This is a genomic window from Erysipelothrix inopinata (genome assembly GCF_014396165.1).
Taxonomy (GTDB): Bacteria; Bacillota_I; Bacilli_A; order Erysipelotrichales; family Erysipelotrichaceae; genus Erysipelothrix; species Erysipelothrix inopinata.
The window spans coordinates 1,911,620-1,937,264 of the sequence record NZ_CP060715.1 but is presented as its reverse complement, the minus strand read 5'-3'; the positions used below and the strand labels follow the sequence as shown (position 1 = coordinate 1,937,264).

The window sequence follows — 25,645 nt, the reverse complement described above, 5'->3', positions numbered from 1 at the left end:
TAGCAACCGCAGGTGCTCTCTTCTAGCCAAAACATAATTTTATAGAAGAGAGGTTTTAAAAATGAATGAAAATTATAAACATTGGTCTCAACCGAAGTATTTAAAAGATATTGTAAGAAATCCACTCATTGAGGTAGGAGAGTACTCCTATTATTCAGGATACTATAGTCACAAGAGTTTTGAAGATGGATGCGTAAGATTCATGTGGGGTGATGCTCTGTCGCAATCCCTATTTAATCCTATTGAACAGAATGGATGGCAGCTAGATCGTTTGATTATTGGTAATTATGTAGCGATTGCAAGTGGTGCTGTTATTCTAATGGGCGGTAATCATAACCACCGAACAGATTGGATCTCATTATATCCGTTTGCTGAAACAATTCAAGAATCTTACCAAACAAAGGGTAATACGCGAATTGGTCACGATGTTTGGATAGGGATGGATGCCATGATTCTACCTGGAATCACCATTGGCGATGGCGCAATTATTGCTTCGGGAAGTGTCGTTACTAAGGATGTTGAACCCTATACACTTGTAGGAGGCAATCCCGCCAAGTTTATTAAACAACGGTTTACAGACGCTGAAACGTTAAAACTGTTAGAAATGAAGTGGTACTGTTGGCCACGAACTGAAATAGAGAAAGCATTGCCACTCATATCGAGTGGGGATGTTGATGCATTATATGAGTATTATCACAAAATAATAAAGTAAGAACTCTAAAAGGTACATCTCTGATGTGCCTTTAATTATGTTAAAGTGTCGTAAGTCGTTTCTAATCTATCATAACTACAGATATCACGATATAATAAGAGTATAAATGTTAGCGTTTACAATGAGGGAGTTATTATGATAGATATCGATAAAGTATTTGATGCCAATGATGTATTACAAGATATTGTGACTAAGACACCAGTCGTAAAGGCTGAAGGTCTCTCAGAAGATGTTGAAGTATTTCTAAAATGTGAAAATCTTCAAAAAACTGGATCATTTAAATTAAGAGGTGCAACCTACTTCTTAAGTCAATTATCGCAAGAAGAAAAAGATCGTGGTGTGATTGCCTGGTCAGCCGGGAATCATGCACAAGGTGTAGCACATGCAGCAAAAAACCTTGGTATTAAAGCAACCATTTTTATACCGGAATGTGGCTCAGCATCTAAAATTGCTGCTACAAGAGCTATGGGTGCAAATGTGAAGCTTGTTCCAGGTTGTTTTGATGATGCCAAACGAGTTGCTAAGGCATATAAGGATGTCCACGAATTAGTAGGAGTTCCGCCCTTCAATGATGATGATATTATCGCTGGACAAGCAACAGTGGCATTGGAAATGATTGAACAAATTAAAGATTTTGATGCAGTCGTCGTACCTGTTGGTGGTGGGGGTTTGATAAGTGGTATAGCCTACGTTATCAAGACCTTAATGCCCCATTGCAAGGTGTATGGTGTGGAAGCAGAAGGAGCAGCCTCCATGCATGCTTCATTACAGAACCAAGATATTCAATGTTTAAGTGATGTCGAAACAATTGCTGATGGGATTGCAGTAAAAGAACCAGGTTCTCGTAATTTTATGATGACCCAACAATATGTCGACGATATTATCACAGTTTCCGATTATGAAATATCTGAATCGATTCTACATATCATGGAAAAGAATAAAATGATTGTGGAAGGAGCAGGAGCGACAGCTTTTGCGGCAATTAAATTTGATAAACTTCCTGAGCATAAGCGTATCGCTTGTGTGCTTTCAGGGGGAAACATCGATATAGAACTTCTTAATAAAGTAGTAAGTAGAGCCTTATTCCAACAACGTCGATTGGTTAAGTTCAAAGTGGAAATTCCAGATCGTTCGGGTTCCTTGCATGAAATAATTGAAATCATTGCAAATGAAAAAGGAAACATCGTCAATGTTGAACACGATCGTTTCCATTCTAATATGAAGATTAACTATTGTATTGCGAAAATTGCATATGAGGCACCCAGTGTTGATACAGCTTCAATTATTGAGAAGAAACTTCAACAAGGGGGCTATCAGATTCTAGTATAGCCTTAACACTCTGCTTAAGGATTGGGAGGACATCTGTTTCGTACCATGGATTTTTGGCCATCCATCGTCTATTAAGAGGTGAAGGATGTACAATCGTGAAATATTGAGGCAAATAAGCCTTAAAATTACGAACTGTTTCGGTTAGATTTCTCTCACATCGATTTTTGAGATAGTAATTTTGGGCGTAAGATCCAATCAAAATGGTAAGTTTGATATGTGGCATCTGTTCCAAAAGGAGTGGATGCCACTTTGTTGCGAAATTCTTTCGCGGTGGCAAATCACCTGATTTACCTTTTCCAGGAAAGTAGAAATCCATGGGTAAAATCGCAAATAGTGCTGGATCATAGAACTGTGCTTCAGTGACACCCAACCATTCACGTAAGCGATCCCCACTTTGGTCATGAAATACACTCCCAATATTCTGGGTTTTCAAACCTGGTGCTTGCCCAATAATTAAAATCTTGGCATTGGGATGTACAGAAACAATGGGTTTCCAACCCATAGCTTTAAATTGTGAATTTTCCTGATCCATTTCTATTTTATTCAGAATTTCATTGATTTGTTTTTGACTCATAAATATCACCCCTTTTATTATAACGCCTAATGGCATAAAAAGATGTTAAGATACGCTATATGATGCTATAATATGTAGACCTAAGAGAGGAACTAATATGAAAGAAACACTATTAGAAAAAGCTTTTGAAGCAATGAATAATGCATATGTGCCTTATTCAAATTATCGCGTAGGATCATGCGTATTAACACATGATGGTCAATACTTTATCGGAGCTAATGTAGAAAACGCATCCTATGGAGCAACAAACTGCGGTGAACGAAGTGCTATTTTTGCTTGTTATTCTCATGGTTATCGTCAAAAGGATATTGCGGGTATTGCAATTGTGACGGATGGCCAACTGTTGGCGGGTCCTTGTGGAATTTGCCGCCAAGTTTTATCAGAACTCTTGGAGTCGGATACGCCCATTTATCTTTCAAATAAGAAAGAGGAAATGACGACAACGATTGCGGAGCTCATGCCTTTAAGTTTTGGAATGAAAGATTTAGAAGATAGAATGTAAAATCGACTGATTGAATCAGCCGATTTTTTTATACTAGTAGTTTTATAATCACTCCGAGTAGGGCTCCAGAGCCATTGCATATAATATCTTTCATCGTATCGTAAAGCGCGACTTGACCGATGAATTGATTGCCTTCGAAATCACGATATCGTTGCATGTTAAGGTCGAAGAAATGGTCAACAGTGAACTCGTATATTTCCCAGACTGATCCAATTGCCATGACAATCGCGAAAGATAGTACTGCAGTAAGTGCAACAGGGATTTGTACAGATGGAATCGAAAGAAGTTCCCAAGCCATCATAGCAAAGAGAATTCCGCTTCCAAAATGGAGGTAAGAATCAAAATGCTTCCATCGCCCATAGGCACCAATTACTTCACCACCCCAAACAGAAGCAAAAATGAAGAGGTAATACCCAGAGGTTGTAAGTGCTGAGAATGTTTGTGACCACCATGGATCTAAAAACCTTGGTATAAGCATAATAGGAATACCAGAAGCAACCTTTGCAATCTTGAACCAATCAATCGGTTTAGTTTTAAATAAATACATTAAAGCAGAAACTGTGAACATAAACAGGCCACAAATTTCTAAAACATTTTTAATAAACATTAATAATACACCGTACTTTCTAATACATTTAACTAAAGCATAATTCGTTAATAAGTTCAAGCCTAATTGTTATCAACATTTTTCGTGCTATAATGGTATTATCTATTATTTCGATATAAATTTTGTAAAGTAGTTTCTCAAATCTGAGATATTGTATTTTGAAAATCTATGATGGAGTGGAAATTGATTCGTGGGGAAAGGAGTCAATAGCCATTGCATTGACGTCACTGCTTTCGTTTTTGAGTTGAAAAATAGGTATATTATATGAAAATAAGGAGATAAAGTATGAGCGATTATATACTAAGTTGTTGTTCAACAGCGGATTTGGATGCACCTTACTTTAAGGAAAAAGATATCAATGTAGTCTATTTCCACTATACACTTGACGGTGTTGAGTATGTTGATGATTTAGGACAGAGTATGCCGTTTGATGAATTTTACAAACGATTATCCGAAGGTTCAGAAACACAAACATCACAAGTAAGTCCTGGAGAATTTGAGAATTACTTCAGACCTTTCTTAGAAAAAGGTCAAGATATTCTTCATGTTAGTCTATCTAGTGGCCTTTCAGGAGTTTTTAATTCTGCTGAAATAGCACGAGAACTGCTACTTGAAGAATTTCCTGAACGTAAAATTTTCTTAGTGGATTCTTTAGGTGCTTCATCGGGTTATGGTCTATTCATGGATACTTTAGCAAATCTTAAAAATGAGGGTATGGAACTGGAAGCACTTTACCAATGGGCATCTGACAACAGACTTAAGATGCACCACTGGTTCTTCTCAACGGACCTGTCATTCTATGTTAAGGGTGGACGGATTACAAAAACACAAGCAACAATTGCGACATCTTTAAACATTATTCCGGTACTTAATATGAACTCAAAGGGACAATTAACGCCTCAATATAAAGTTCGTGGTCGTAAGAAGGTAGAACGAAAGATGTTGGAAGAAATGACAAATCATGCACAAGAAGGCGTTGATTATCGTGGCAAATGTTTTATTTCGCAATCAGCATTCTATGATGAAGCGCAAACACTTGCAACATTAATTGAAGAGAAATTCCCAAATCTTGATGGTCCTGTTAAAATTAATTCAATTGGAACGACTATTGGAAGCCACACTGGTCCGGGAACAATTGCACTCTTTTTCTGGGGAGACGAGCGAATCGATTAAGAAAGGTTGGTTATATTGGTACAACAATATACAAAGCAATTAATACACGATGCTTTTATTAAAATGTTGAATGAGAGACCTTTAAAGAAGATTACGGTTAAAGATCTTGCACTCGCATGTGATATTAATAGAAATGCATTTTACTATTATTATAGTGACATCTACGAATTATTGTCAGAGATATTTCAAACTGAATTAGAACGAGTTATTGAAGAATACAATGATACTCTCTCTTGGGAAGAAAGTTTTATTCATGCGGCTCGGTTCGCAATTGATAATAAAACCGCAATTTATCATGTGTATGACTCAATGCAACAAGAAGAATTGATTGACTATATTTATAAAGTTTCGGGAAGTGTGATGCAACGTTATGTTGATAAGGCTGCGGAAGATGAAGCGATGAATACGTTAGAAAGTGATCGCTCATTGATTGCATCATTTTATCAGTGTGCACTAACAGCGATGGTTATTCGTTGGATTGAAACAGGCATGAAAGAAGAGCCTGAAGAAATCGTTGATCGTATTGGTTACCTCTTTGATGGTAACATTCAAAACTCTTTGAAACGAAGTGAAGCATCACTATAGTTTTTAGGCACGAAGGTCAAAGTGTCAAATATTTATACAATTCAAACCCTGTGTCTAAAAATCGGACATGGGGTTTTTATTGTATAATGACTTCTTTTTTAATGAGCATATAATGTGTCTTGTAAAGGTTAGAGACATCAAGTGCAGCGCGCACTGATCATCGATGCTTGATGTTTCCTAACGTTGAAAAAGAAAGAAGGAAATTTTTAATGGAATTAAAAACAAAAGATCCAAGACTTACACTTACAAATGGTTCATACCATGCTCTTGTAAACAGTCGTAAGCCAGAAGGAATCGAAGATAAACAAGCTTATCTTATCGGTACAGGTATTGGTGCTTTATCAGCAGCGTGTTTCTTAATTAGAGATGCGAAAATGGATGGAAGTAAAATTACATTCTTAGAACAACTTGATATACCTGGTGGTTCACTTGATGGTGCCGTTCGTGAAAACGCTGGTTACGTTGCACGTGGTGGACGTGAAATGGGACACCACTTTGAAGTGCTTTGGAGCCTTTTCAGTTCTTTACCTTCAACAGAAGATCCTAGCATGTCAGTGTTAGATCACTTCTATTATACAAACTACGATGATCCAAACTTTAGCAATTGCCGTGTTACAAAAAACCAAGGTGAACGCTATGACAACGGTAAATTTAACTTAGGTCAAAAAGCAGCTAAAGAACTTGCTTCCTTCGTTGCAATGAGTGATGAATCACTTGAAGATAAAACAATTGAAGATATCTTCTCAGATGAACTTCTAAATAGTGACTTCTGGTTATACTGGAGAACAATGTTTGCCTTTGAAAACTGGCACAGTGCTCTTGAAATGAAACTATACTTAAATCGTTTCATTCACCACGTTGATGGACTTCCTGATTTATCAGCACTTCAATTCTCAAGACATGATCAATTCACATCATTTGTTTTACCAATGGTTAAATACCTTAAAGACAACGGTGCACAATTCAAATATGGTGTTACAGTAGATAACGTTGAATTTGATATTACACCTACTAAAAAAGTAGCTAAGAAGATTGTCGCAAAAGACAAACAAGGTAATGATATTTCAATCGACCTTACAGAAAATGACTTAGTATTCATTACAAATGGTTCCATGACTGAAGGTTCAGCATACGGTGATGATAATACTCCAGCACCATTCATTAAAGAAGCTAAGGGATGTTGGACACTTTGGGAAAACATTGCTAAACAATCCGATGAATTCGGACGTCCACAAAAATTCTGTGGTGATCCTGAAAAATCAAGTTGGGAATCATGTACTGTAACATGTCATGATGAACGTGTTCCAGAATACATTGAAAAAATCACAAAACGTTCTCCATATACTGGTAAAACAGTTACAGGTGGTATCGTATCAGCTGCTGACTCATCATGGTTAATGAGCTGGACAATCAACCGTCAAGAACAATATTATGGTCAACCAGAAAAAGATGTTGTTGTTTGGGTATACGGTCTCTTCTCAGATGTTGATGGAGATTATATCAAGAAACCAATGCGTGATTGTACAGGTAAAGAAATCACAAAAGAATGGTTATACCACATTGGGGTTCCTGTCGATGAAATCGAAGAACTTGCAGAATCATGTACAGCTATTCCAGTTATGATGCCTTACATTACATCACAATTTATGCCTCGTGAAGACGGTGACCGTCCTCTTGTAGTGCCATCAAACGGTGTAAACTTTGCATTCTTAGGACAATTCGCAGAAACACTTGACGATCCAGGACGTGACACTGTATTTACAATCGAATACTCAGGACGTACTGCTATGGAAGCTGTATACGTTCTTACAGGTGTTGAAAAAGGTGTTCCTGAAGTTTATAACTCACGTTATGATATTCGTTACTTACTCTATGCAGGTGTTAGCTTGTTAGATGGTGAAAAACCAGACATTAGCTTACCTCCACTTGTTCGTCGTAAATTAATGAAACAAATCAAAGATACAGATGTTGAAGTATTACTCAAAGAATACAAAATAATCTAATTCGTATCTGCCTGTGATAGGATCCCAAGTCAACGGGGTCCTATTACTTTTTTTAAGGAGAGATAAAAAAATGATTCAAAACAAAAAAGAAATTGAAAACATCACGACACTAGAGAGCCTTGATGCTGATTTTATCGAAGATATGAGATTGGTTGCACGTCAAAATATTGAGCGTGAAACACGACTCGATATCAGTGAAGACCAATCATTTTTCTCAACGTTTCGTATGTTTGATTCGCAAGAACAATCGCAACCACAATTTCATAAACTCTATCCTCAATACAAATCGTATCTAAACCAAGAATTTGATGCACAAAAAGATCGTATTGAAACACTAGAAAATGATATTGCTTACCAAAAGTTTTTCTTAAGTTGGGAACGAAATCATTTTGATCCGTCAAGAAATGCTTCGATGCGTAGTACTGATGCGACACGATTACGTGTTGATCAAATCGCATCATATACTCAAGAAATTAAAGATATCATTTCAAAATCACCAGAAGCATGGCAATTCTATTATTCACGTCAATGGCTGGAAGATATTGAGTCGCAAGCAAACCAAAGATTGGTAGCTGTACCTTATGTCCAAAAAACGAAACATAAGATTATTGATTCTCTGAATTTGGGGTGCCCGTATATCTTGTCGGACATCTTGGTAGTGGAAAGACACAAATTGCGATTGAATCTGCCGTAGACTTTACCATTCAAAATAAAATCAATGATCATCTTGCAGACGATCTTGAGGCATGGTTTCAAGAGCATAAAAATGCAAGTGAAGATGATGCGAAATGTGCGTTTAAACGTCTGAACGAGAAGTGGAAAGCATACTACGAGCATATTTATGAAGTGGGGTCTGAAGAAGAAATTGAATCCTTACAACCACTCTTTATTTCGGGTTCTCATAACTTAACTTATGAAGATATGTTTGTGGAGAAGACATTGAGCTTAGAACAAAACTTTTCAAGTGATTCTTTTGAATCGTATTTGAATACGATGGTTGATGATTATTTAAATTGGTTACAACATCACGAACATGAAATTGTAGGTTTAAAACCAGAAGAACAGCTTCAGTTAAAGGTTCAAATATGGAAGAGTTTTTCGGATTTACTGATTGCTAAAAATAACTCTTTTGGTACAACCATTCAAAAAATAGAACGAGAAATATTGATTGCATTACGACAAGGACGTCCTGTTATTGTTGATGAGCTAAATACCATTGCGATGCAAAACTTAATTGCCTTGAATGACTTATTACAACGTCACGCAGGACAAACTGCCTATATTACGGGGATTGGTCCTGTTAAGATTGCGAAAGGATTTGCTTTCATCGGTACAGGAAACCTTTCTACTCAAATGGTTCAATATGAAGGAACAAATCAATTAAATCCTGCCTTCCAATCTCGTTTTGTGACGATTGAATATAACTACGTACCACAAGATTTAGTCGGTGATTTAAATATCAATGTTGATGACACTAACAATGAACTTTATCGTGTCATTCTTTCGACTCTTGCCAACCGTGAAGGTGCAATTCAACTCCCTAATGGACCGGAATCCTTGAAAGAATTATATCGATTTGCACAGTTAAGTCGTCTTACACAAAATGTATTCATGGGTAAAATTAGCGAATTTGAAGCTGATGGTAAATCAACTGTTGAACTTCGTGAAGCAGTACTCTCAATTCGAAATATTATCCATGTACTAGAGAACTGGAATTGTGGTGAAGAAAAGAGTTTGACTATGGCATTGTGGGATGGCTTTATCAGTTCCATAACCAATGCTGATGATCAGAACTATATCTTGTCTCAAGCAGTCCGCTATGGATTCTTTTCAGAGCGAGAAGGATGGTCTGTCAGAAGTAAAGAAGTCGGTGAAGGTATCACGAACTATGAAGAAATACGTAGCAACGATAGTGATTACGTTAGAGGACCGCTTACTACATACTGCAGTTATGATATTATTGGTCTTCTTTACGGTCAAAAACCACGACATAAATCCGTTCCATTACAGTTAAGACAAACAATTGGTGATGAAGCAGCTCATATTGAAACGCTAAAACTCTCCGATATTCAGAATATGAATCAGGAAATAGAGAATTTAGAATACACGAGTTTCTTGATTGACTATCTTAAAGAAACTGGTGATGACAATTGAAACTTAACCCTTCAGAGTTAATGAAAGAATATCAAGACCAACTTGAACACATTCAATTGGATACTCTTTCGGAACAGGAACTTTTAGAACTTAAACTCCAACAACACCAGATAATGCTCGAACTGTTACCTTATTTTCAAGTCAAAGATGATTTTCGGAAGAAAACTAACTTTGAAACAACAAATTTTCGCGTCATGGATGAAGAAGAGAGCTTGGATATGGTAAAACAGGTATCGCTTATCGATGATACACATTTTGGGGCTTTATATCTAAGTGGTGCCTTGAAGATATATAAAGTCAATGGCTTAGTTCTTGAAAACATGAATCTTCCTTTTTACGAAGGGAAGATAATTGGAATGATGGCTCATGATCATGAATTAGAGTGTTATACAAACCAATCCGAATGCCTTCATTTTGAAATTATCACGAATGAAAACATTAAGGTCATCGAAACTGAATCCGTAAATATTGCGTCTAGTGAGGTTGTAGATTGGGGTCAAGATATCATTTTCATGTCATCTCATCATGTTGTGTATCTCAATGACTTAAATCTATGTGTTGCACTTCGTGGATCGAATGATGTATATGAAGTGGGTATGATGTATCGGATCGATGGTCTGCAATTACATGTGATGATTCATATGTCTATATAGGTACACAAGATGGATCAATTCTTGTCTATTCGATTAAAGATTCCTTTGAACTTAATCATCAAGTAGGGGTATTTGAATCATCAATTACAAGTCTCAAATTACTCGATGAGAATCACTTGATTGCATTAGGAGATTCGGGACAGTGCGTCATTATTAGTTTAGATACATTTGAAAGTCGAAAAATTGACAGTATGACTGGTCATTTATACTCGGTTGTGGCGAATCGCGATGAGGCACTTATATTAAATGATGAAGGGGAAACGTATTTACTTGAACGATTCTTTGATGAATGGACATTAAATCCCTGGATTCATTTAACAACCGATATCGTGTTAGGAACACAATGGAAAGATGGATTTATCGTCCAAAATCTTGACGGTATTTGGCAGGCTGTGAGCATCAATAAGCTCAGAGATTATCAATCGTTATTTGCCATTGATTTATATAAGTAAGGAGGAACTTTATGGAAAAAGAAGCGGTTTTAATTGAGCAAGCAACACAAAACTTTGACATGTTTTTAAATCGTGAAGTACGAAATCTTGTGACATACACACAGGATTCAGGCCTCCATTATGTTAGTGATCCTCAATTAGAAAAAATTAAAGTGGATGTAAAACATAAACAAGTTGTGATTCCCCTTGAACAATTTCTTTACAATGATTGGAATGAACATGAAGTCATGTGGCATGTCTACTATGAATTAGCCCATTACTCAAAATGGCAATCAGAAACAGAACTGTACGCAAAACGTCTTAATTCTTGGCAAAAAGAAATGAATCAAATTGTCTATCTTCTGTCAAAAAAACTTAAAGGCAATCCTAATTATACGAATCAAAAACTAAGTTATTACGTAAGAAATGAGATGAAAGATTTTTTATTTATTCTCGATCAGTATCTTGCTTATCTCACAGTCTTGGAGAAGTGCCCCGTGTACCAAGATTCAGAAGTAATGAATTCAATAAACGCTTATCTTGGAAAAAATGGCTATGAATATGCAAAAACTTCTTTGCTTCCTGCCCAACAAGAATTTATTAGATCCTTTATGATTTATGAAATTAATGAAAATTATGAAGGTGAATACAGTTTTGATGAAGCACTCATTAAATTGCAATTACTTGGCGAGTCGCTTCATGTCGTTGTGAAACGTCAATTTAAAAAGTTTATTGTTATGGATGCAAATCTTGATGTTAAAGATGATTTTATCCGAAATATCATTTATCCTGAATATAAAAAACTTTGGTGCTATGAAATTGACCATATGATGACACAAGAGGAAGAAGGGGAAATGTCAGAAGGAGAATACGAGCTCTTAGATGACAAACAAGAATCAAGTGAGGATAGTGTTGAATCGTCTCAAGAAGATCAAGAAAAAATTATAGACGACATGATGCAAGAAGAAATAAAAAATCAACAAATGTATCAAGATTCTATCAATAAAAATGAAGGGTTTTCCGATTTTGGTATTAATGCCGAAGAAATGGAGCTCTTCCACTATTACGAAAATGCAGTATCGAAACAACGACAACAAATGAAGTCTTTTTGGGCAAAACTTGTCGGAAATGCAAAACAAGAACAAAGTGTTAAAAAGACCATGCAAAATAAAGGGAAGTTGAATGTTAACGATTTAGTATTTAATTATGCGCAGTTTTATGAAGCACAACAACTTCATAATTATAAGAACTTACCCATATTTTCAAGGTATGAGCTTGAGTCAAGTACAAAGAAACTTCCTCAAGAAATTGAAATCATCTTCTTAGTTGATAATTCAGGATCAATGGATGCTGAGAAGATTGATGCGGCGCGTAAGGCGATGGCTATGACACTTCTTTCATTAGAAGATTTTGACCTGTATCTCAAACAAAATGCTCAAAAATTAAACCAGACTTTGTCGATACAAACATCGACATGGTTGTTTGGGACAGACTTTAAACAAATTAAGGATAATGACTCTCATAACAAGAAGCAAGATCGCAGTGAATTGATTCAATCAATTACACGTATCGATGGTCAGTATGGTACTACAGATGATGGTAAGTGTCTTCGTGAAATATTAAATGGATTAGAACGAAGTGATATTAATGCTATGAAATCAGGTCGAAAAATTAAAATGGTTTTTGAGATTACGGATGGTGCATCCAGTTTTCCAGGTACGACAAAGCAAGCATTAGAAGGACTTCTCAATCAATATGTTGAAGTCTATGCCTTTCAAATAGGGCATAACAGTGACAATGACATCAAGGTATTTGATACAATTTTCAACGATGATGTTAAAAATATGAGAGGGGTTCATGTTGGTGAAGAATTGGAACGTTTACCCATGTTGTTAATGGAAACTGTTTCAAAAAACTTAGAATCGATATTCAACCAATAGGAGAAAACGAAATGAAAAAAGTAGGAATTTTAGTAGGGAGTCTTCGTAAGGATTCGTGGAGTTTGAAGGTAGCGAAAGCGTTTATGGAGCTGGATGACTCTCGTGAATATGAGCTTATGGATATATCACAATTAGAAATGTATAACCAAGAATATGATGAAGATATTGAAAATCTTCCCGTTTCTTATCAAGTATTCAGGGAAAAAGTAACGGAAAAGGATGCTTATATCTTTATAACGCCTGAGCACAATCGGTCAATTCCAGCTGTCCTTAAAAACGCTATTGATGCAGCATCTGTGCCTTTTGGAAATAGTGAATGGTCACATAAGCCTGCACTCATTATTTCTGTTTCACCAGGAAGTTTGGGAGGTTTTGGAGCAAATCATCATTTGAGACAAATCTTAACTTCTATGAATTGTTATGTCATGGCTCAACCTGAAGTGTATATTGGTCGTATCTATCAATATGTTGATGAGAATGGCGACTTTAAAGAAGATACCATGCAATTTTTTGCGAAAATTCTCAATAGTTTCAATGAATGGATTGATCAAACAACAGAACCCTATATTGCTGAGAAGAAATGACGTGCACCCGCGTTGTTTCTTTTTATTTTGTTAAGGTTCACCTTTAACATACCCCAAATTAAGATTTAGTGTTAAAATAGGTTAAAGGAGATTTATGATGACGAAATTAATCAATAATCCTAATTCTGTAGAAAATGATTTATTTTCAGCATTCGCATCACTTTATCATGATGCTATCTTCCGTATCGAAGATACGGGTGTCTTCGTCTCGAAAGAGCAGTATGATAGCGTTGCTGTGGTAAGTGGTGGGGGTAGCGGCCATGAACCAGCACACATTGGTTATGTCGGAGCAGGTATGTTAAAAGCATGTGCGATGGGCGCAGTCTTTGTACCGCCTACACCTGATGAAGTGTATCAAATGATTTGTGCTGCTGATGAAGGAAAAGGTGTCTTTGTTATTGTTAAAAATTTTATTGAAGATGTTACTTCTTTTAACCTTGGCATTGATATGGCGCGTCAAAAAGGTATCAAAGTCGACTCAATTATTGTGAATGACGATTGCTCTGTTGAAGACTCTTCCTTTAAAAAGAGACGACGTGGTGTTGCAGGTACACTGTTTATTCATAAAATAATAGGTGCCGCAGCTCAAGCAGGAAAATCATTGGATGAATTAAAAGTGATTGCTGAAAGTGCTCTATCGGAACTTAATACGTTGGGTGTTGCACTCTCATCAGGAACATTACCAGGCAAAGCAACACCTATGTTTGATTTGGAGTTTGGTCATGTTTCTTACGGAATGGGAATCCATGGCGAATCAGGTTATCGCATTGAAGACTTCAGGGGTTCAGCAGAACTTGCTAATGAAATTTGGAATAAATTAAAATCACAATGTGATGTGAAAAAAGGGGATCAGATTGCCATCTTAGTGAATGGGTTAGGTGGAACCCCAGAAATGGAATTACTTATTTTCTATCATGATTTAATGCAACTCATTGAATTAGACAACATTGAGTGTTCATTTGTGAAAGTGGGAAGCCTCATGACAAGTATGGATATGAAAGGTGTTTCGGTTTCTTGCTTGCCGCTTAGAGATTCTATGTGGCTTGAGTACTTGAATCAAAAAACGAATGCTCCGTCATGGTAATTAACGGCTCATTCGCTCAATACAAATCATAATTTCGGTAACCAATGAATCAACATCTTGGTCACAATCTTGGTCAATCCAATCAATAATAATACCAACTAAAGCAAAAGAGATGAAGTGCGCAAGCGCATGGAATTCATCTTGGCTTACAGTGGTATTATTTTTTTTGAATTCTATCATCAATATTTCCTTCGAGAGTTCAAAGAAATGATTACGCATAGTTTCTTCGAATGCATTTTGATCATGGTAGGATAAAGCATTTTGATAGAATGTATGATTGTCCTTTAGATAGTTCAAGAAACGAACCATAATTTTATCAACGGGATCATAGTTGATATAATCTTGAATATACTCTTTAAAGTCTTGTTCATAGATCCATGTTGTTAATTGGTATTTATCATAAAAATGGTCATAAAAAGTTTGGCGTCTAATGTTTGCGTCATCCATGATTTGGCGTATTGATATTTGTTGTATCGGCGTTGTCATCATAATATTCTTGAACGACTTCGCAATCGTTTTCTTCGTAATAATGGTTGCAGACATTGTGTCACCTCATTAGTCTTATTATACCAAAAAAAAGAGAACCAACTCAATTAAAAAAGAGCCTAAGCTCTTAATTGTAATTATTCAAGGTTGAAGAATCAATTTTAGAATTGAGTTTGAGTTCACGTCTACAAACGTATAGGTAGTAAATATAAATGATACTACTAAGGGTTGATGAAGAACCGAGAGCCCCTAAAGGTGAGTAAATTGTTGTGAGAACAATTTCAGTAATCATCACGACGATAGATACGATTAGCATTACAGGATAAAGACTTTTGATTTTTGTCGTGTCAATTTCTTCTTTGAAAAATGATAATGAGAGATAAATCTGAGCGATATTAATAATTATATAAATAATCAGAAGTGAAAGAGTTACCATGATAATTGCTGAGTTAAAGTCCGTTAGTGCGAAATAAATTTGAGGATCATCTAAATTAACGATTGTTGCCCCCGAGTTTATAGTGTCCTGGTACGCTGCATTTAAGAGAGATGGAAAAAACATCGTTACAGAAAATGAAATACCGATTAGTAATAAATAAGTGAAGAATACAAACTTCATTTTCTTATTCCCAGATACAGCATAAAGATTCCAGGTATAGACAATAATAAAAATCGAACAAATAAGGATTAATACTGAATTACCTTCTTTGCCGTTAAGTAAATTACTGATATTTAGAATGGAAATGATAGCCAGTATGAGGTTGGCATAGAAATAACGATTTAAAGTTTCTAGAAATGTATAACGATCTTTCATTTGAGCATCCTCCTTTGATTCAAATGATGAGTTATGAATTCTTAATGATTAAATCAATGTTTCTTGTTGGAACGTCCTTGAGTTAAAAGGACTCTGTTGTTACTTATATTATATCATTATTGAAAGTTATTTTCTTGCAATAAAAAAGAGCCGAAGCTCTTTATTCGAAATCTTGATAACGCATTTCATTTTCATGATCAAGCATGAATTGATATTCTTTACGACAAACATTAAGGAAGTAAAGGAATATCAACGTACTTAGGATACTTGAAACATTGAGAGATGCTTGTGAGTTCATAAATATCGAGAATGCTAAGTCAACCACAATAGCTACAATCGACAATGTTAATACGGTTGGATAAATCTTAAGCGTATTCTCAGTTGGAACTTCGTCTTTGAAAAATGACAAGGTCATGACTGTAGTAATAATTCTAATCACAAGTAGGATGACTCCGAATGTAATAATTGTTAATAAAAAGTTTGTGTTAACTTCAAGAAACTGATCAAGTAAATCTAAGTCATTTGCCCCATATCCTGTTATCATTGATTCGCTGTAAATCATATTCATTACCATGGACATGATTGTTATCATCATGATAAAGGTCACGATTCCAGCTGAAATTTGAAGCCAAAAAACAGTACGCATTTTAGTGTTAGCGGATGTTTTATACAGCCTCCACGTGTAAATAAGTGATAAAATAGCACAAACTAAAGTCGCTAAACCAGCAACAGCAGTTAGCGCTTGAACATTTATTAATACGATAATGGAGCAAATTCCCATAACTAAGTTCACATTAAAGTATCGATTTAAAGTATCTAAAAAATCATAACGGTCTTTCATATGAATAACCTCCCTTTCGTTAATCCTATCACATAGGATGTAGCAAAAGGATGAAATTTAGTTGAAAATAGGGTGGCTTCCACGATAATATCTGTTGCGACTTAATTAATTAGTGCTATAATGCAACTAATCAAAGCACTTTGAAGATTTATTAGTTGTTTTGTTCTATGTTAGAAATTTGCACGAATATTTATCTTTTTTTATCTACTCTCTAGTGAACTAACGAAAATGAATTCGTACACTTTCATCTCAACTAACCAAAAATAGGATAATCCAGCAAGGTATTCGTCGAGGTCGTATAAAGTAAGGATTGTCACCTATTTTTAGTAGAAAAGGTGCCATTATGAGAAAATATATTATTGTCTTCTCTGTTTTAGTGTCAATCTTATCATTCAACGGTTTGTATGATTTCTATAATACATATTATAACCAAATGTCTGCTGAAGTCGCGTTCGGACGGATTCAAAGTGGTGATTTAAACGGCGTTGAATTTAGAGCGTCTACGCATTTTCTTGAAGAACCTCATCATTTTTTTGAGAACATTATTAATGTTTCTGAATTAAATAATGATGAAGTTGCTATTTATATTTCAAGTTTTGATGAAGATGGTGTGCAAACGGGACTAACTTTTACGAACATTCGTGATAACAGTGGTTTCTCAACCGCAGTATTTAGTCGAGACATTTCAGATATCCATTTTGATCGTAATGATGAAGTTCGCTACCTAACAACAAATCCTAATATTGAAGACCCAAATGCTACTTTTATAGAATACTTAAAAGAAGATTATGATTATTCCAATGATGTACGAAATTATCGTAATGGTTTTTATTATCCTATATATAAGATTCGAAATCATCCGGCTTTAGATGCACATATTCAATTTTCGTTAGCCTATTTCAGTGATAAATCTGTAGCGGAAATTAATGACCTTGTGTATACGGAAATTATGGATCCTTACAATTTTTGTGGAACTCAGGAATGTAAATCTGTGTACCGAAGTGAAAGCCTGCTTGATCAGTATCAGGAACGTAAACTAACAATATTTGGAAGTTATTGGTATTTCGGATCGGTCACAAAGAAAATATTTATTGTTTCAGCGGCACTTTTATTGATAACACTCGCTTATTCCATTTTTAATCAAACTAAGGAAATCATGGTTCGAAGGTTAAATGGCAACAATCAGTTAAGAACCTACCTATCAATAACCTTTATTGATTATCTGCTGACTGTGTTGTCTTTCTCCTTAACTACATTGATATTGTGGTTTGTTAATATTGGTTCATTTAATGCCTTGAGTTATACCTTCACTATGCTTCTAATAAAGACGATTCTTGGATATTCCCTTTGGATATTGATTGTATATGCACTTATATTTGTTGTGATTCGTTCTTTGAATATCGTGAAATACTTAAAGACTGCAGCTTCTTCATACGGGTTCCTACTTGTATCCATGATTTCGAAAGGGATTATAGTATTCAGTCTTCTGGTTATTTGTATGAATTATTATGAGTCTTACGATGATACCAACATTGCGAAGACGATTCGTAGTCAAGATCCTGAGTACATGAATAGAATATCCATATCAATGATTCAACAGCCTTATTTTCCTTTTATTCATCCGCAGGATTCAAAATGGGAAGAAGAAATTAATCCGAAATACCTAAAGACAATAGATAAATATAATCTGGGTATTCTTGCTGATGTGCTACTCTATCCTACTAAGGAAATCGAAAGAGATGTCGTGTACGCGAATCAGACATTTCTCGAGGGTTATGATATTAAAGACTTAGAAGGGAATCCTATATCCTTTGATTCAATGGCTGAAGATACCTTGCTTGTACCAAGAAGTGCCTTAGCAAAAATTGACTCAATGTGGATTGATGGTCCTATTTTAATTGTTGATACAGTACCGTTACTGAAATCTGAAAAAGCGGGAGTCGTTGTGGATTCGACTTATGAAAAAATGATACTAGTCATGGCCCATCCAGAAAAATATTTTGACTATTATGATTTTGATATCTTCTACTATGATAATAAAACGAAGGCAAAACTTGTTGATGTGATTGCGGACATTTCTAATAACATTGGGTATGTTCAAGGAATCAGCAATCAAGCACGAGATAATTATTTCCAAAAGCAAGTTAATACTTACAAAGAAATGGTTATTGAATTCTATGTATCGTTATGTATCTTTGTACTCATCGCTGATAAGTTAATCCATCGTATCATTTTAGAAAGTCATAAAAAGAAGATTGCTGTTCAATACTTGTCAGGCGTTTCTCGGTTAAAAAGGTATCGTGGTGTTATCTTCGGGACACTAGCGCCCATGCTAATCGGATTAAGTTTGGTCATTAAAGAAATCTGGAATAATTACTTTAACATTGATTATGTCTATAAAATAAATTTAGGTTGGATATATCTCATGATTGTGTCACTAATTATTTTGGATAGTGTTGTTTTAATTTATGATTTATACCAATTTGAGAGGACTTCGTTATCTGAAATAATTAAGGGAGGGTCTATTTAATGAAAGTGATTGAATTGAAAAACGTATCAAAAAGCTATCATCAAACCAAGGTGTTAGAAAATTTTAATCTTGAAATCGAAGAAGGGGAACTGGTCTGCATTAGTGGCTTATCGGGTTCGGGTAAAAGTACAATTCTCAATATATTGGGTTTATTAGAACGTTATGACAGTGGCGAGTACCTGCTAAGGGGCAAAATAGCACCCAAACCTTACGGTAGTAGTGCTACTCGGGTATTAAAAAATGATATTGGATATTTGTTTCAAAACTTTGCTTTGATAGATAATAAGACAGTTGCTTACAATCTTAATTTAGCTAAATCAAAAGAGAGTAGTTATAACTTAAGTACTGCTCTTGAAAAAGTTGGGTTGTCTGGGTTTGAGAAGAAGAAAATTTATACGTGTTCGGGTGGTGAACAACAACGTGTTGCGATAGCGAGATTACTCATTAAAAATGCTCAGATAATACTCTGTGATGAACCGACAGGTAGTTTGGACGATTTTAATAAAGAACTCGTTATGAACCTCTTGTTAGATCTTCATAATGAAGGGAAAACAGTCGTCATCGTATCGCATGATGATTATGTCATGGATCATGTTGATCGCATTATTAGAATCGAGAAAATCTAAAAAAGAAAGATACTCTTTAATGAAAGATAAGAGTGTCTTTTTAAATGTTTGGACACAAATTTAGAAGTGTCCGTTGATTGGAAAGCGGTTACAGGATACACTACAGATAGGAGGTATCTCAAATGAAAAAAATAATTAATCATACCGATGATATTTTACAAGAAATGTTAAGAGGTTTCTGTTATGAAAATGACGAGCTCGTGTATAAGTTAGACTCAGCTGAAGTAATCGTGACAAAATCAGAACACGATGATCGTGTATCGCTTATTAGTGGTGGTGGAAGTGGTCATGAACCTGCACATGCGGGATTTGTTGGCGATGGCATGTTAACTGCTGCTGTGTGCGGTGAAATCTTTACCTCACCAACACCAGATCAAATCTTAGAAGCGATTACTTCAGTTAAAAATGATAAAGGCGTTCTGTTGATTGTAAAGAACTATTCCGGAGATATTATGAACTTTGAAATGGCGCAAGAACTTGCTGCTGATGAAGGAATTGATGTTGAAATGGTCGTTGTAAATGATGATATTGCTGTCGAAGACAGTACATATACAACGGGACGTCGTGGTGTTGCAGGAACTGTGTTTGTACATAAAATCTTAGGTTATTATGCAGCACAGGGAATGGACTTAAAATCATTGAAAGTAATGGGGGATAAACTTGTTAAGGATATTAAGACAATTGGTGTCGCTCTTGACGCCGCAACCGTTCCTGCGGTAGGTAAAAAAGGATTTGAACTTAATGATCAAGAAATTGAGTTTGGTGTGGGAATTCATGGCGAACCTGGTTACCATCGTACAGCGATGAAACCATCTCATGAACTCGCTCAAGAAATGGTCCAAAAACTTAAAAAGGAATTTACTTGGAGCCCTGGAGATACTTACGGAATCTTAGTCAATGGATTGGGTGCTACACCTTATATGGAACAATATATTTTCATGAATGATGTTAGAAGCTTGCTTGAACAAGAAGGTCTTAATATTGAATTTAAAAAATCAGGTAATTTAATGACATCGTTAGATATGGAAGGTATTTCACTCACCATGATTCGTTTTAATAATAGAGAATGGATTAGTGCATTAAAAAGTGATGTAAATACAGCAGCGTGGAGGTAAGACTATGATTCGAAATTGGTTAAAAGAATATGCACAAAGCATTGAAGAAAATAAGGCACTTTTAAATGATCTTGATACACCCATTGGAGATGGTGATCATGGCACGAACATGAGTCGTGGTATGCAGGCTGTTTTGGCAGCAATGGATACAAAACCAGAACTTGATGATGCGGGACTCTTGAAATTAACGGGCATGACATTGTTGAGTAAGGTTGGTGGTGCTTCAGGTCCACTCTATGGTTCTGCATTCATTGCGATGAGTAAAGTTATGTCTAATGATAAACTTGATTCAGAGACGATTAAAGCGGGTTTTGAAGCCATTGGATCTCGTGGTAAATCTACAATTAACGAGAAAACAATGCTTGATGTTTGGGGACCTGTAGTAACAGACTTAGAAGCACAAACTTTAAAATTAGAAAACATTGAAGTCTATGCAAAGAAAACAGATGATATGAAAGCAACTAAAGGACGAGCATCATTCTTGGGTGATCGTTCTATCGGACATCGTGATCCGGGTGCAGTATCATCACAACTCTTATTTGAAACAGCAATCAAAGCAGGTGTTCTATGAGAACAGATTATGGCGTATTAATCGTGTCACATGTTGAGGGTGTGGCCAAAGGCGTTCATCAATTAATGTCTGAAATTGGACCGAATGTGTCCATTACATATTCAGGAGGAACTGAAGAAGGAGGTGTGGGGACAAGCTTTGAATCAATCTTAAATGCAGTTGATACAAACCAAGCAGATAAAATACTTGCATTCTATGACTTAGGAAGTGCAAAGATGAATCTTGATATCGTATCAGAAATGACCGATAAGTCCGTCACAATTTATGACGCAGCATTTGTAGAAGGATGTTATACAGCCTGTGCTTTACTTGAAGCAGGTGTTGATCTTAATGAAATTGAATCGCAATTAAAACCATTAATTATTAAATAATAAGGAGGAAACAATTAATGAGAAAAGCATTTATTTCACCAACAAAATACGTACAAGGGGAAAATGAATTACTAAATTTAGGTTACTTTATCAGTACATTTGGAAAGTCTGCACTTTTAATTGCTCACAAAGATGATGTGGCTCGTGTTCAAAAACAATTGGATGAAACTCAAAAAACATTCGATGTAGATATTATGGTAAGTACATTCAATGGTGAATGTACCCGTGAAGAAATTAAACGACTTCAAGAAGAAGCAAACGTTAAACATTCTGATTGTATTGTTGGATTGGGTGGCGGTAAAGCTATCGATACAGCAAAATGTGTTGCGGAAGGTGATGCATTGATCATTGTCCCTACAATTGCAGCAACAGATGCACCTACAAGCCATTCAGCAGTTATGTACTTTGCGGATGGTACATTTGATGACTATGCTTACTTCAAGCAAAGTCCAAGTGTAGTTTTAGTTGATACTACAATTATTGCGAAAGCACCAAAACGTTTCTTGGCAGCTGGAATTGGCGATGCGCTCTCAACCTATTTCGAAGCACGTGCAAACAGCTATTCTTATGCAAACATTAATGCAGGACTTCCATGTGGTGTTCGTGAAGGAAAAACTGCCGGAGCAAAACCTACAATCGCTGCACAAACGTTAGCTGAAAAGTGTTATGATGTAATTCTAGAAGACGGAGCTCAAGCAATGATTGCCTGCGAAAATGGTGTGGTAACACCAGCGCTTGAAAACGTAATTGAAGCAAACATCTTACTATCAGGACTTGGTTTTGAAAGTGCAGGTCTTGCCGCAATTCATGCCGTTCATGATGGTCTTACAGCATTGGAACCTACTCACCACTATTATCACGGTGAAAAAGTAGCCTTCTCAGTAATCGTTCAACTCGTATTAGAAGGAGCAGAAGCTGCGGAAATTGATGAAGTCATGGCATTCTCTTCAACCATTGGCTTGCCAATTTGTCTTGAAGATATTGGCGTAAAAACCATTTCATGGCAAGAAGCAATGGATGTTGCTGAGAAAGCATGTATTCCAGAAGAGTCGATTCATTCAATGCCATTTGATATTTCTGTTGAAGCAGTTGCAAGTGCAATTATCGCAGCTGATAAAATTGGACGTGCATTTAAAGAATCTCTCTAGAACATTTAGAAAGAAGAATCAATATGAAAGAAACATTTAATTTTTTATCTACAAATAAGAAAACACAAATTCATGCTCAAAAATGGACACCTAAAACCGAACCCAAAGCCATCTTACAGATTGCGCATGGGATGGTAGAATTTATTGATCGCTACGATGATTTCGCAAATTATCTCAACAATCATGGAGTCCTTGTAGTAGGACATGATCATCTTGGTCATGGTAGTTCTGTCAATTCAGAAGCTGAATGGGGCTACTTCGATGAAGGCGATGCATCGCAAATTCTAATTAACGATATGCGTACACTGATGATGCTTACCAAAAAAGACTACCCGAATGTTCCTTACTTTGTAATGGGACACAGTATGGGATCTTTCATTACCAGACTCTTTATTTGTAATTTCAGTGATGATATTGACGGTGTTGTAATTTGTGGTACCGGACAAAACTCTAAGGCTCAGTTATCATTTGCACGTAAACTTACCAAAATTATGAGTCGCACAAAGGGTTGGGATTATCGCTCAGATATGATTAACAATCTTGCTTTTGGTGGTATGAACAAACAATTTAAACCAGCGCGTACACCAAACGATTGGTTGTCACGTGATGAGAAACAAGTTGATATTTACCAAGCAGAACCCCGTTGTCAGTTCAAATTTACACTGAATGGGTACTATCATCTCTTTGATATTTGTTACCAAGTTCAAGAAACCAAAAATCTTGAGAAAATGCGTAAAGATTTACCTGTATTCATGATTTCTGGTGATAAAGATCCAGTTGGAAATAACGGTAAAAATGTTTTGAAGGTTTACGAAGCCTTTAAGAAAGTAGGTATGGAAGACGTTGAATGTACTCTATATCCAGATTATCGTCATGAAATACTGAATGAAATTGATAATGAAGTAGTATATGCCGATGTATTGCGATGGATTGAATCTCATATTGATTAATAAAATAAGGTGTTTCACAAAGTGAACTGCTCCCTGTCAAGTAGACAGGTGAAATAAATAAAATACCCAAGATGATTTATCGCTTTACGATGAATCATCTTTTCTTATGCTACAGTCGCCTGCATTTGCTTTTCTCTAATGTTTGACCAATAAGCTTCAATTTTCTTGTTGGTTGGAATTGAATAACTTATAGGTGTCTCTGATCCTAATGCTTCAGTTCGAACCATCATTGGTGTTTTGTTTTTAAATCGTTTTTGAAGTCTCTTGTTGTTATAAAAATCAATATACGCATCAATTGCTTTCTTTAACTCGCTTTTAGTATTGAATTCATTAGGATAGTACATTTCTGATTTGATAGTTCCCCAGAATCCTTCCATAGGACCATTATCAATACAGTGTCCCACTCTAGACATACTTTGTATCATTCCTTGATCTTCTAGCTGTTTTCTAAATACCCTACTTGTATATTGGAATCCTCGGTCACTGTGAAATAAAGGCTTTGCCTCTGGATATCTCGTGATAGCTTTATGATAAGTATCAAACACAAGTTGATTATTGTTACGATCACTTATGTGGTACGCCACAATACTCAAATCATAAAGATCAATAATCGCACTGAGATACAGCTTCTTACCTGAACCTTTAATCTTAAATTCTGTGACATCTGTCAACCATTTTTCATTTGGTCTAGAAGCAAAGAAATTACGATTTAAAATATTTTCAGCTGTGATTTCAGGAGTGCTTCGTGAATACTTTTTAGACTTTTGACGAATCACTGATTTCACACCCAGCATCTTCATGAGTCTATGAATCCTCTTTGGGTTATAATGAACTCTATTAAGTTCATTAATCCAATCTGTCATTCGTCGATAACCTAAGATATGTCCAAACATTTCATCATAATCAAGAATGAGATTACAAAGCTCATGATTCTCAATTTCATTGCTTGTTTCAACACGGTGCGTCCATTTATAATAACTGCTTCTTGCGATTTTAAGTACCTTACACATCCATTGAATGCTCCAACCATGTTTATAATGAAGTTCTTGCACGGCAAGATACTTTACTTCTTGTTTTGCTTTGGAGAATATCGCCGCCCTTCTATTTCCTTCACTTTTTTTAATAGAATATTCTCACGTTCTTTCAGTTCAAGTTCTCTTTCGAGTTGTTTGATTTTACGTTCTAAACGTTCTTCATTACTGAGTTGATCTTCTTGTTTTCGTTTGCCACGTTTATCAAGAAGCCCTTCATATCCTATCTCGTTATATTTTTGAACCCACTGGTAAACTTGAGCATAGGAAAGACCATAGAGCTCGGCGGTTCCCTTATAATCGTAGTCATGTTCAATACAATGTGCGACAATTTCTTGACGTTCTTCAATCGTTGTTTTTCTACCTTTTGTCATATAGACTTCTCCTTTAGGATCGTAATCCTTTATGGTTTCAAGTCTATTATACTTGTTTATCCATCCACGCAAAACCTCATCGGAACTTATATCGTATTTGATAATAATATCTGCGAGAGAACCTAGTCCTTCAAGGTAATCTTGAATAGCAGATTCCTTAAGTTCTTTCGAATAACTTTTATTTCGAGGTTTATATGAGAATGCTTCAACACCGACGATTTGGTATTTTTTCACCCATCTACGCAATGTCCCAGGATTAATCGATAATTCTTGGGATATTTCCATTGCACCTTTTATGCCGTTCAAATATTCTTTAACTACTTGTTCTTTTATTTCCGCTGGATATTTATTCTTTCTACCCATAGAAAAAGCTCCTCCTTTTTGTAGTACCCGTTTTTATTTATTTCGGGTGTCTACTTTAAGGGGAGCTTATCAAAGTGAACACCTTTTTAAATGCTTT

The 25,645-nt window shown here is 35.8% G+C and carries 27 protein-coding genes; 20 read left to right on the top strand and 7 right to left on the bottom strand.

Annotated elements, in window-relative coordinates; all coding sequences use genetic code 11:
* Positions 1–61: 61 nt before the first annotated feature.
* Together H9L01_RS09420 and ilvA are read left to right on the top strand one after the other, a co-directional pair.
* Positions 62–712 (top strand): CatB-related O-acetyltransferase, encoded by a 651-nt coding sequence (locus tag H9L01_RS09420; protein ID WP_187533703.1) that lies wholly within the window; start codon positions 62–64, stop codon positions 710–712.
* A 135-nt stretch (positions 713–847) separates the two neighbouring features.
* A complete protein-coding gene (ilvA, locus tag H9L01_RS09415; protein WP_187533702.1) occupies positions 848–2,041 on the top strand; it encodes a threonine ammonia-lyase in 1,194 nt (397 codons plus the stop codon).
* Here the strand turns inward: ilvA and H9L01_RS09410 are convergent.
* Positions 1,995–2,615 (bottom strand): uracil-DNA glycosylase family protein, encoded by a 621-nt coding sequence (locus H9L01_RS09410; RefSeq protein ID WP_187533701.1) that lies wholly within the window; start codon positions 2,613–2,615, stop codon positions 1,995–1,997. The two genes, ilvA and H9L01_RS09410, sit on opposite strands and share 47 nt — an antisense overlap.
* A 97-nt stretch (positions 2,616–2,712) precedes the next feature.
* Between H9L01_RS09410 and cdd the strand changes: the two genes are divergently transcribed.
* Positions 2,713–3,117, top strand: coding sequence for a cytidine deaminase (gene cdd / locus H9L01_RS09405; RefSeq protein WP_187533700.1), 405 nt, complete (start codon positions 2,713–2,715; stop codon positions 3,115–3,117).
* A 28-nt stretch (positions 3,118–3,145) separates the two neighbouring features.
* Here cdd and H9L01_RS09400 read toward each other — a convergent pair whose 3' ends face one another.
* On the bottom strand, positions 3,146–3,724 hold the full coding sequence (locus tag H9L01_RS09400; RefSeq protein ID WP_187533699.1) for a DUF2238 domain-containing protein: 579 nt from the start codon (positions 3,722–3,724) through the stop codon (positions 3,146–3,148).
* A gap of 285 nt (positions 3,725–4,009) precedes the next feature.
* On the opposite strand from H9L01_RS09400, the gene H9L01_RS09395 reads away from it, so the two are divergent.
* From H9L01_RS09395 to H9L01_RS09355, 10 genes are all read left to right on the top strand, one after another.
* Positions 4,010–4,897, top strand: coding sequence for a DegV family protein (locus H9L01_RS09395; protein ID WP_187533698.1), 888 nt, complete (start codon positions 4,010–4,012; stop codon positions 4,895–4,897).
* Between the two features lie 15 nt (positions 4,898–4,912).
* Positions 4,913–5,482, top strand: a complete 570-nt coding sequence (locus H9L01_RS09390; RefSeq protein WP_187533697.1) for a TetR/AcrR family transcriptional regulator — start codon at positions 4,913–4,915, stop codon at positions 5,480–5,482.
* A gap of 209 nt (positions 5,483–5,691) precedes the next feature.
* Positions 5,692–7,485, top strand: coding sequence for an oleate hydratase (locus H9L01_RS09385; RefSeq protein WP_187533696.1), 1,794 nt, complete (start codon positions 5,692–5,694; stop codon positions 7,483–7,485).
* 70 nt (positions 7,486–7,555) lie between these two features.
* Positions 7,556–8,179 (top strand): hypothetical protein, encoded by a 624-nt coding sequence (locus H9L01_RS10710; RefSeq protein WP_223151024.1) that lies wholly within the window; start codon positions 7,556–7,558, stop codon positions 8,177–8,179.
* Positions 8,113–9,639 (top strand): hypothetical protein, encoded by a 1,527-nt coding sequence (locus H9L01_RS09380; protein ID WP_223151023.1) that lies wholly within the window; start codon positions 8,113–8,115, stop codon positions 9,637–9,639. The genes H9L01_RS10710 and H9L01_RS09380 overlap by 67 nt, the downstream gene beginning before the upstream one ends.
* Positions 9,640–9,659: 20 nt before the next feature.
* Positions 9,660–10,292 (top strand): hypothetical protein, encoded by a 633-nt coding sequence (locus H9L01_RS09375; protein WP_187533695.1) that lies wholly within the window; start codon positions 9,660–9,662, stop codon positions 10,290–10,292.
* 116 nt (positions 10,293–10,408) lie between these two features.
* A complete protein-coding gene (locus H9L01_RS09370; RefSeq protein WP_187533694.1) occupies positions 10,409–10,744 on the top strand; it encodes a hypothetical protein in 336 nt (111 codons plus the stop codon).
* Positions 10,745–10,755: 11 nt separating this feature from the next.
* Positions 10,756–12,663: a vWA domain-containing protein gene (locus H9L01_RS09365; RefSeq protein ID WP_187533693.1), complete on the top strand. Its 1,908-nt coding sequence runs from the start codon at positions 10,756–10,758 to the stop codon at positions 12,661–12,663.
* Between the two features lie 11 nt (positions 12,664–12,674).
* A complete protein-coding gene (locus tag H9L01_RS09360) occupies positions 12,675–13,247 on the top strand; it encodes an NADPH-dependent FMN reductase (protein WP_187533692.1) in 573 nt (190 codons plus the stop codon).
* A gap of 97 nt (positions 13,248–13,344) precedes the next feature.
* Positions 13,345–14,331, top strand: coding sequence for a dihydroxyacetone kinase subunit DhaK (locus tag H9L01_RS09355; RefSeq protein ID WP_187533691.1), 987 nt, complete (start codon positions 13,345–13,347; stop codon positions 14,329–14,331).
* On the opposite strand, the gene dhaS is transcribed toward H9L01_RS09355, so the two are convergent.
* From dhaS to H9L01_RS09340, 3 genes are all read right to left on the bottom strand, one after another.
* Positions 14,332–14,874, bottom strand: coding sequence for a dihydroxyacetone kinase transcriptional activator DhaS (gene dhaS / locus H9L01_RS09350; RefSeq protein WP_187533690.1), 543 nt, complete (start codon positions 14,872–14,874; stop codon positions 14,332–14,334).
* Positions 14,875–14,944: 70 nt separating this feature from the next.
* Positions 14,945–15,628 carry a hypothetical protein gene (locus tag H9L01_RS09345; RefSeq protein WP_187533689.1) on the bottom strand — a complete coding sequence of 228 codons (684 nt, stop codon included), beginning with the start codon at positions 15,626–15,628 and terminating at the stop codon, positions 14,945–14,947.
* A 160-nt stretch (positions 15,629–15,788) separates the two neighbouring features.
* Positions 15,789–16,469: a hypothetical protein gene (locus H9L01_RS09340; RefSeq protein WP_187533688.1), complete on the bottom strand. Its 681-nt coding sequence runs from the start codon at positions 16,467–16,469 to the stop codon at positions 15,789–15,791.
* Positions 16,470–16,812: 343 nt separating this feature from the next.
* On the opposite strand from H9L01_RS09340, the gene H9L01_RS09335 reads away from it, so the two are divergent.
* The 7 genes from H9L01_RS09335 (at position 16,813) to H9L01_RS09305 (ending at position 23,780) form a co-directional block, all read left to right on the top strand.
* Positions 16,813–18,999, top strand: coding sequence for a hypothetical protein (locus H9L01_RS09335; protein WP_187533687.1), 2,187 nt, complete (start codon positions 16,813–16,815; stop codon positions 18,997–18,999).
* Complete coding sequence (locus tag H9L01_RS09330; RefSeq protein ID WP_187533686.1) at positions 18,999–19,625, top strand: ATP-binding cassette domain-containing protein; 627 nt, start codon at positions 18,999–19,001, stop codon at positions 19,623–19,625. The genes H9L01_RS09335 and H9L01_RS09330 overlap by 1 nt, the downstream gene beginning before the upstream one ends.
* A 122-nt stretch (positions 19,626–19,747) precedes the next feature.
* Positions 19,748–20,740 (top strand): dihydroxyacetone kinase subunit DhaK, encoded by a 993-nt coding sequence (gene dhaK / locus H9L01_RS09325; RefSeq protein WP_187533685.1) that lies wholly within the window; start codon positions 19,748–19,750, stop codon positions 20,738–20,740.
* Between the two features lie 4 nt (positions 20,741–20,744).
* Positions 20,745–21,311 (top strand): dihydroxyacetone kinase subunit DhaL, encoded by a 567-nt coding sequence (dhaL, locus tag H9L01_RS09320; protein ID WP_187533684.1) that lies wholly within the window; start codon positions 20,745–20,747, stop codon positions 21,309–21,311.
* A complete protein-coding gene (gene dhaM / locus H9L01_RS09315) occupies positions 21,308–21,682 on the top strand; it encodes a dihydroxyacetone kinase phosphoryl donor subunit DhaM (RefSeq protein WP_187533683.1) in 375 nt (124 codons plus the stop codon). The genes dhaL and dhaM overlap by 4 nt, the downstream gene beginning before the upstream one ends.
* A 17-nt stretch (positions 21,683–21,699) precedes the next feature.
* Complete coding sequence (locus H9L01_RS09310; protein ID WP_187533682.1) at positions 21,700–22,830, top strand: glycerol dehydrogenase; 1,131 nt, start codon at positions 21,700–21,702, stop codon at positions 22,828–22,830.
* Positions 22,831–22,853: 23 nt separating this feature from the next.
* Entirely contained in the window at positions 22,854–23,780 is a 927-nt protein-coding gene (locus H9L01_RS09305) for an alpha/beta fold hydrolase (RefSeq protein WP_187533681.1), read from the top strand.
* A gap of 104 nt (positions 23,781–23,884) precedes the next feature.
* Here the strand turns inward: H9L01_RS09305 and H9L01_RS09300 are convergent, their stop codons facing one another.
* Both H9L01_RS09300 and H9L01_RS09295 read right to left on the bottom strand, forming a co-directional pair.
* Positions 23,885–24,832 carry an IS3 family transposase gene (locus tag H9L01_RS09300; protein WP_187533386.1) on the bottom strand — a complete coding sequence of 316 codons (948 nt, stop codon included), beginning with the start codon at positions 24,830–24,832 and terminating at the stop codon, positions 23,885–23,887.
* 11 nt (positions 24,833–24,843) lie between these two features.
* Positions 24,844–25,548 carry a helix-turn-helix domain-containing protein gene (locus H9L01_RS09295; protein ID WP_187533385.1) on the bottom strand — a complete coding sequence of 235 codons (705 nt, stop codon included), beginning with the start codon at positions 25,546–25,548 and terminating at the stop codon, positions 24,844–24,846.
* Positions 25,549–25,645: the final 97 nt, after the last annotated feature.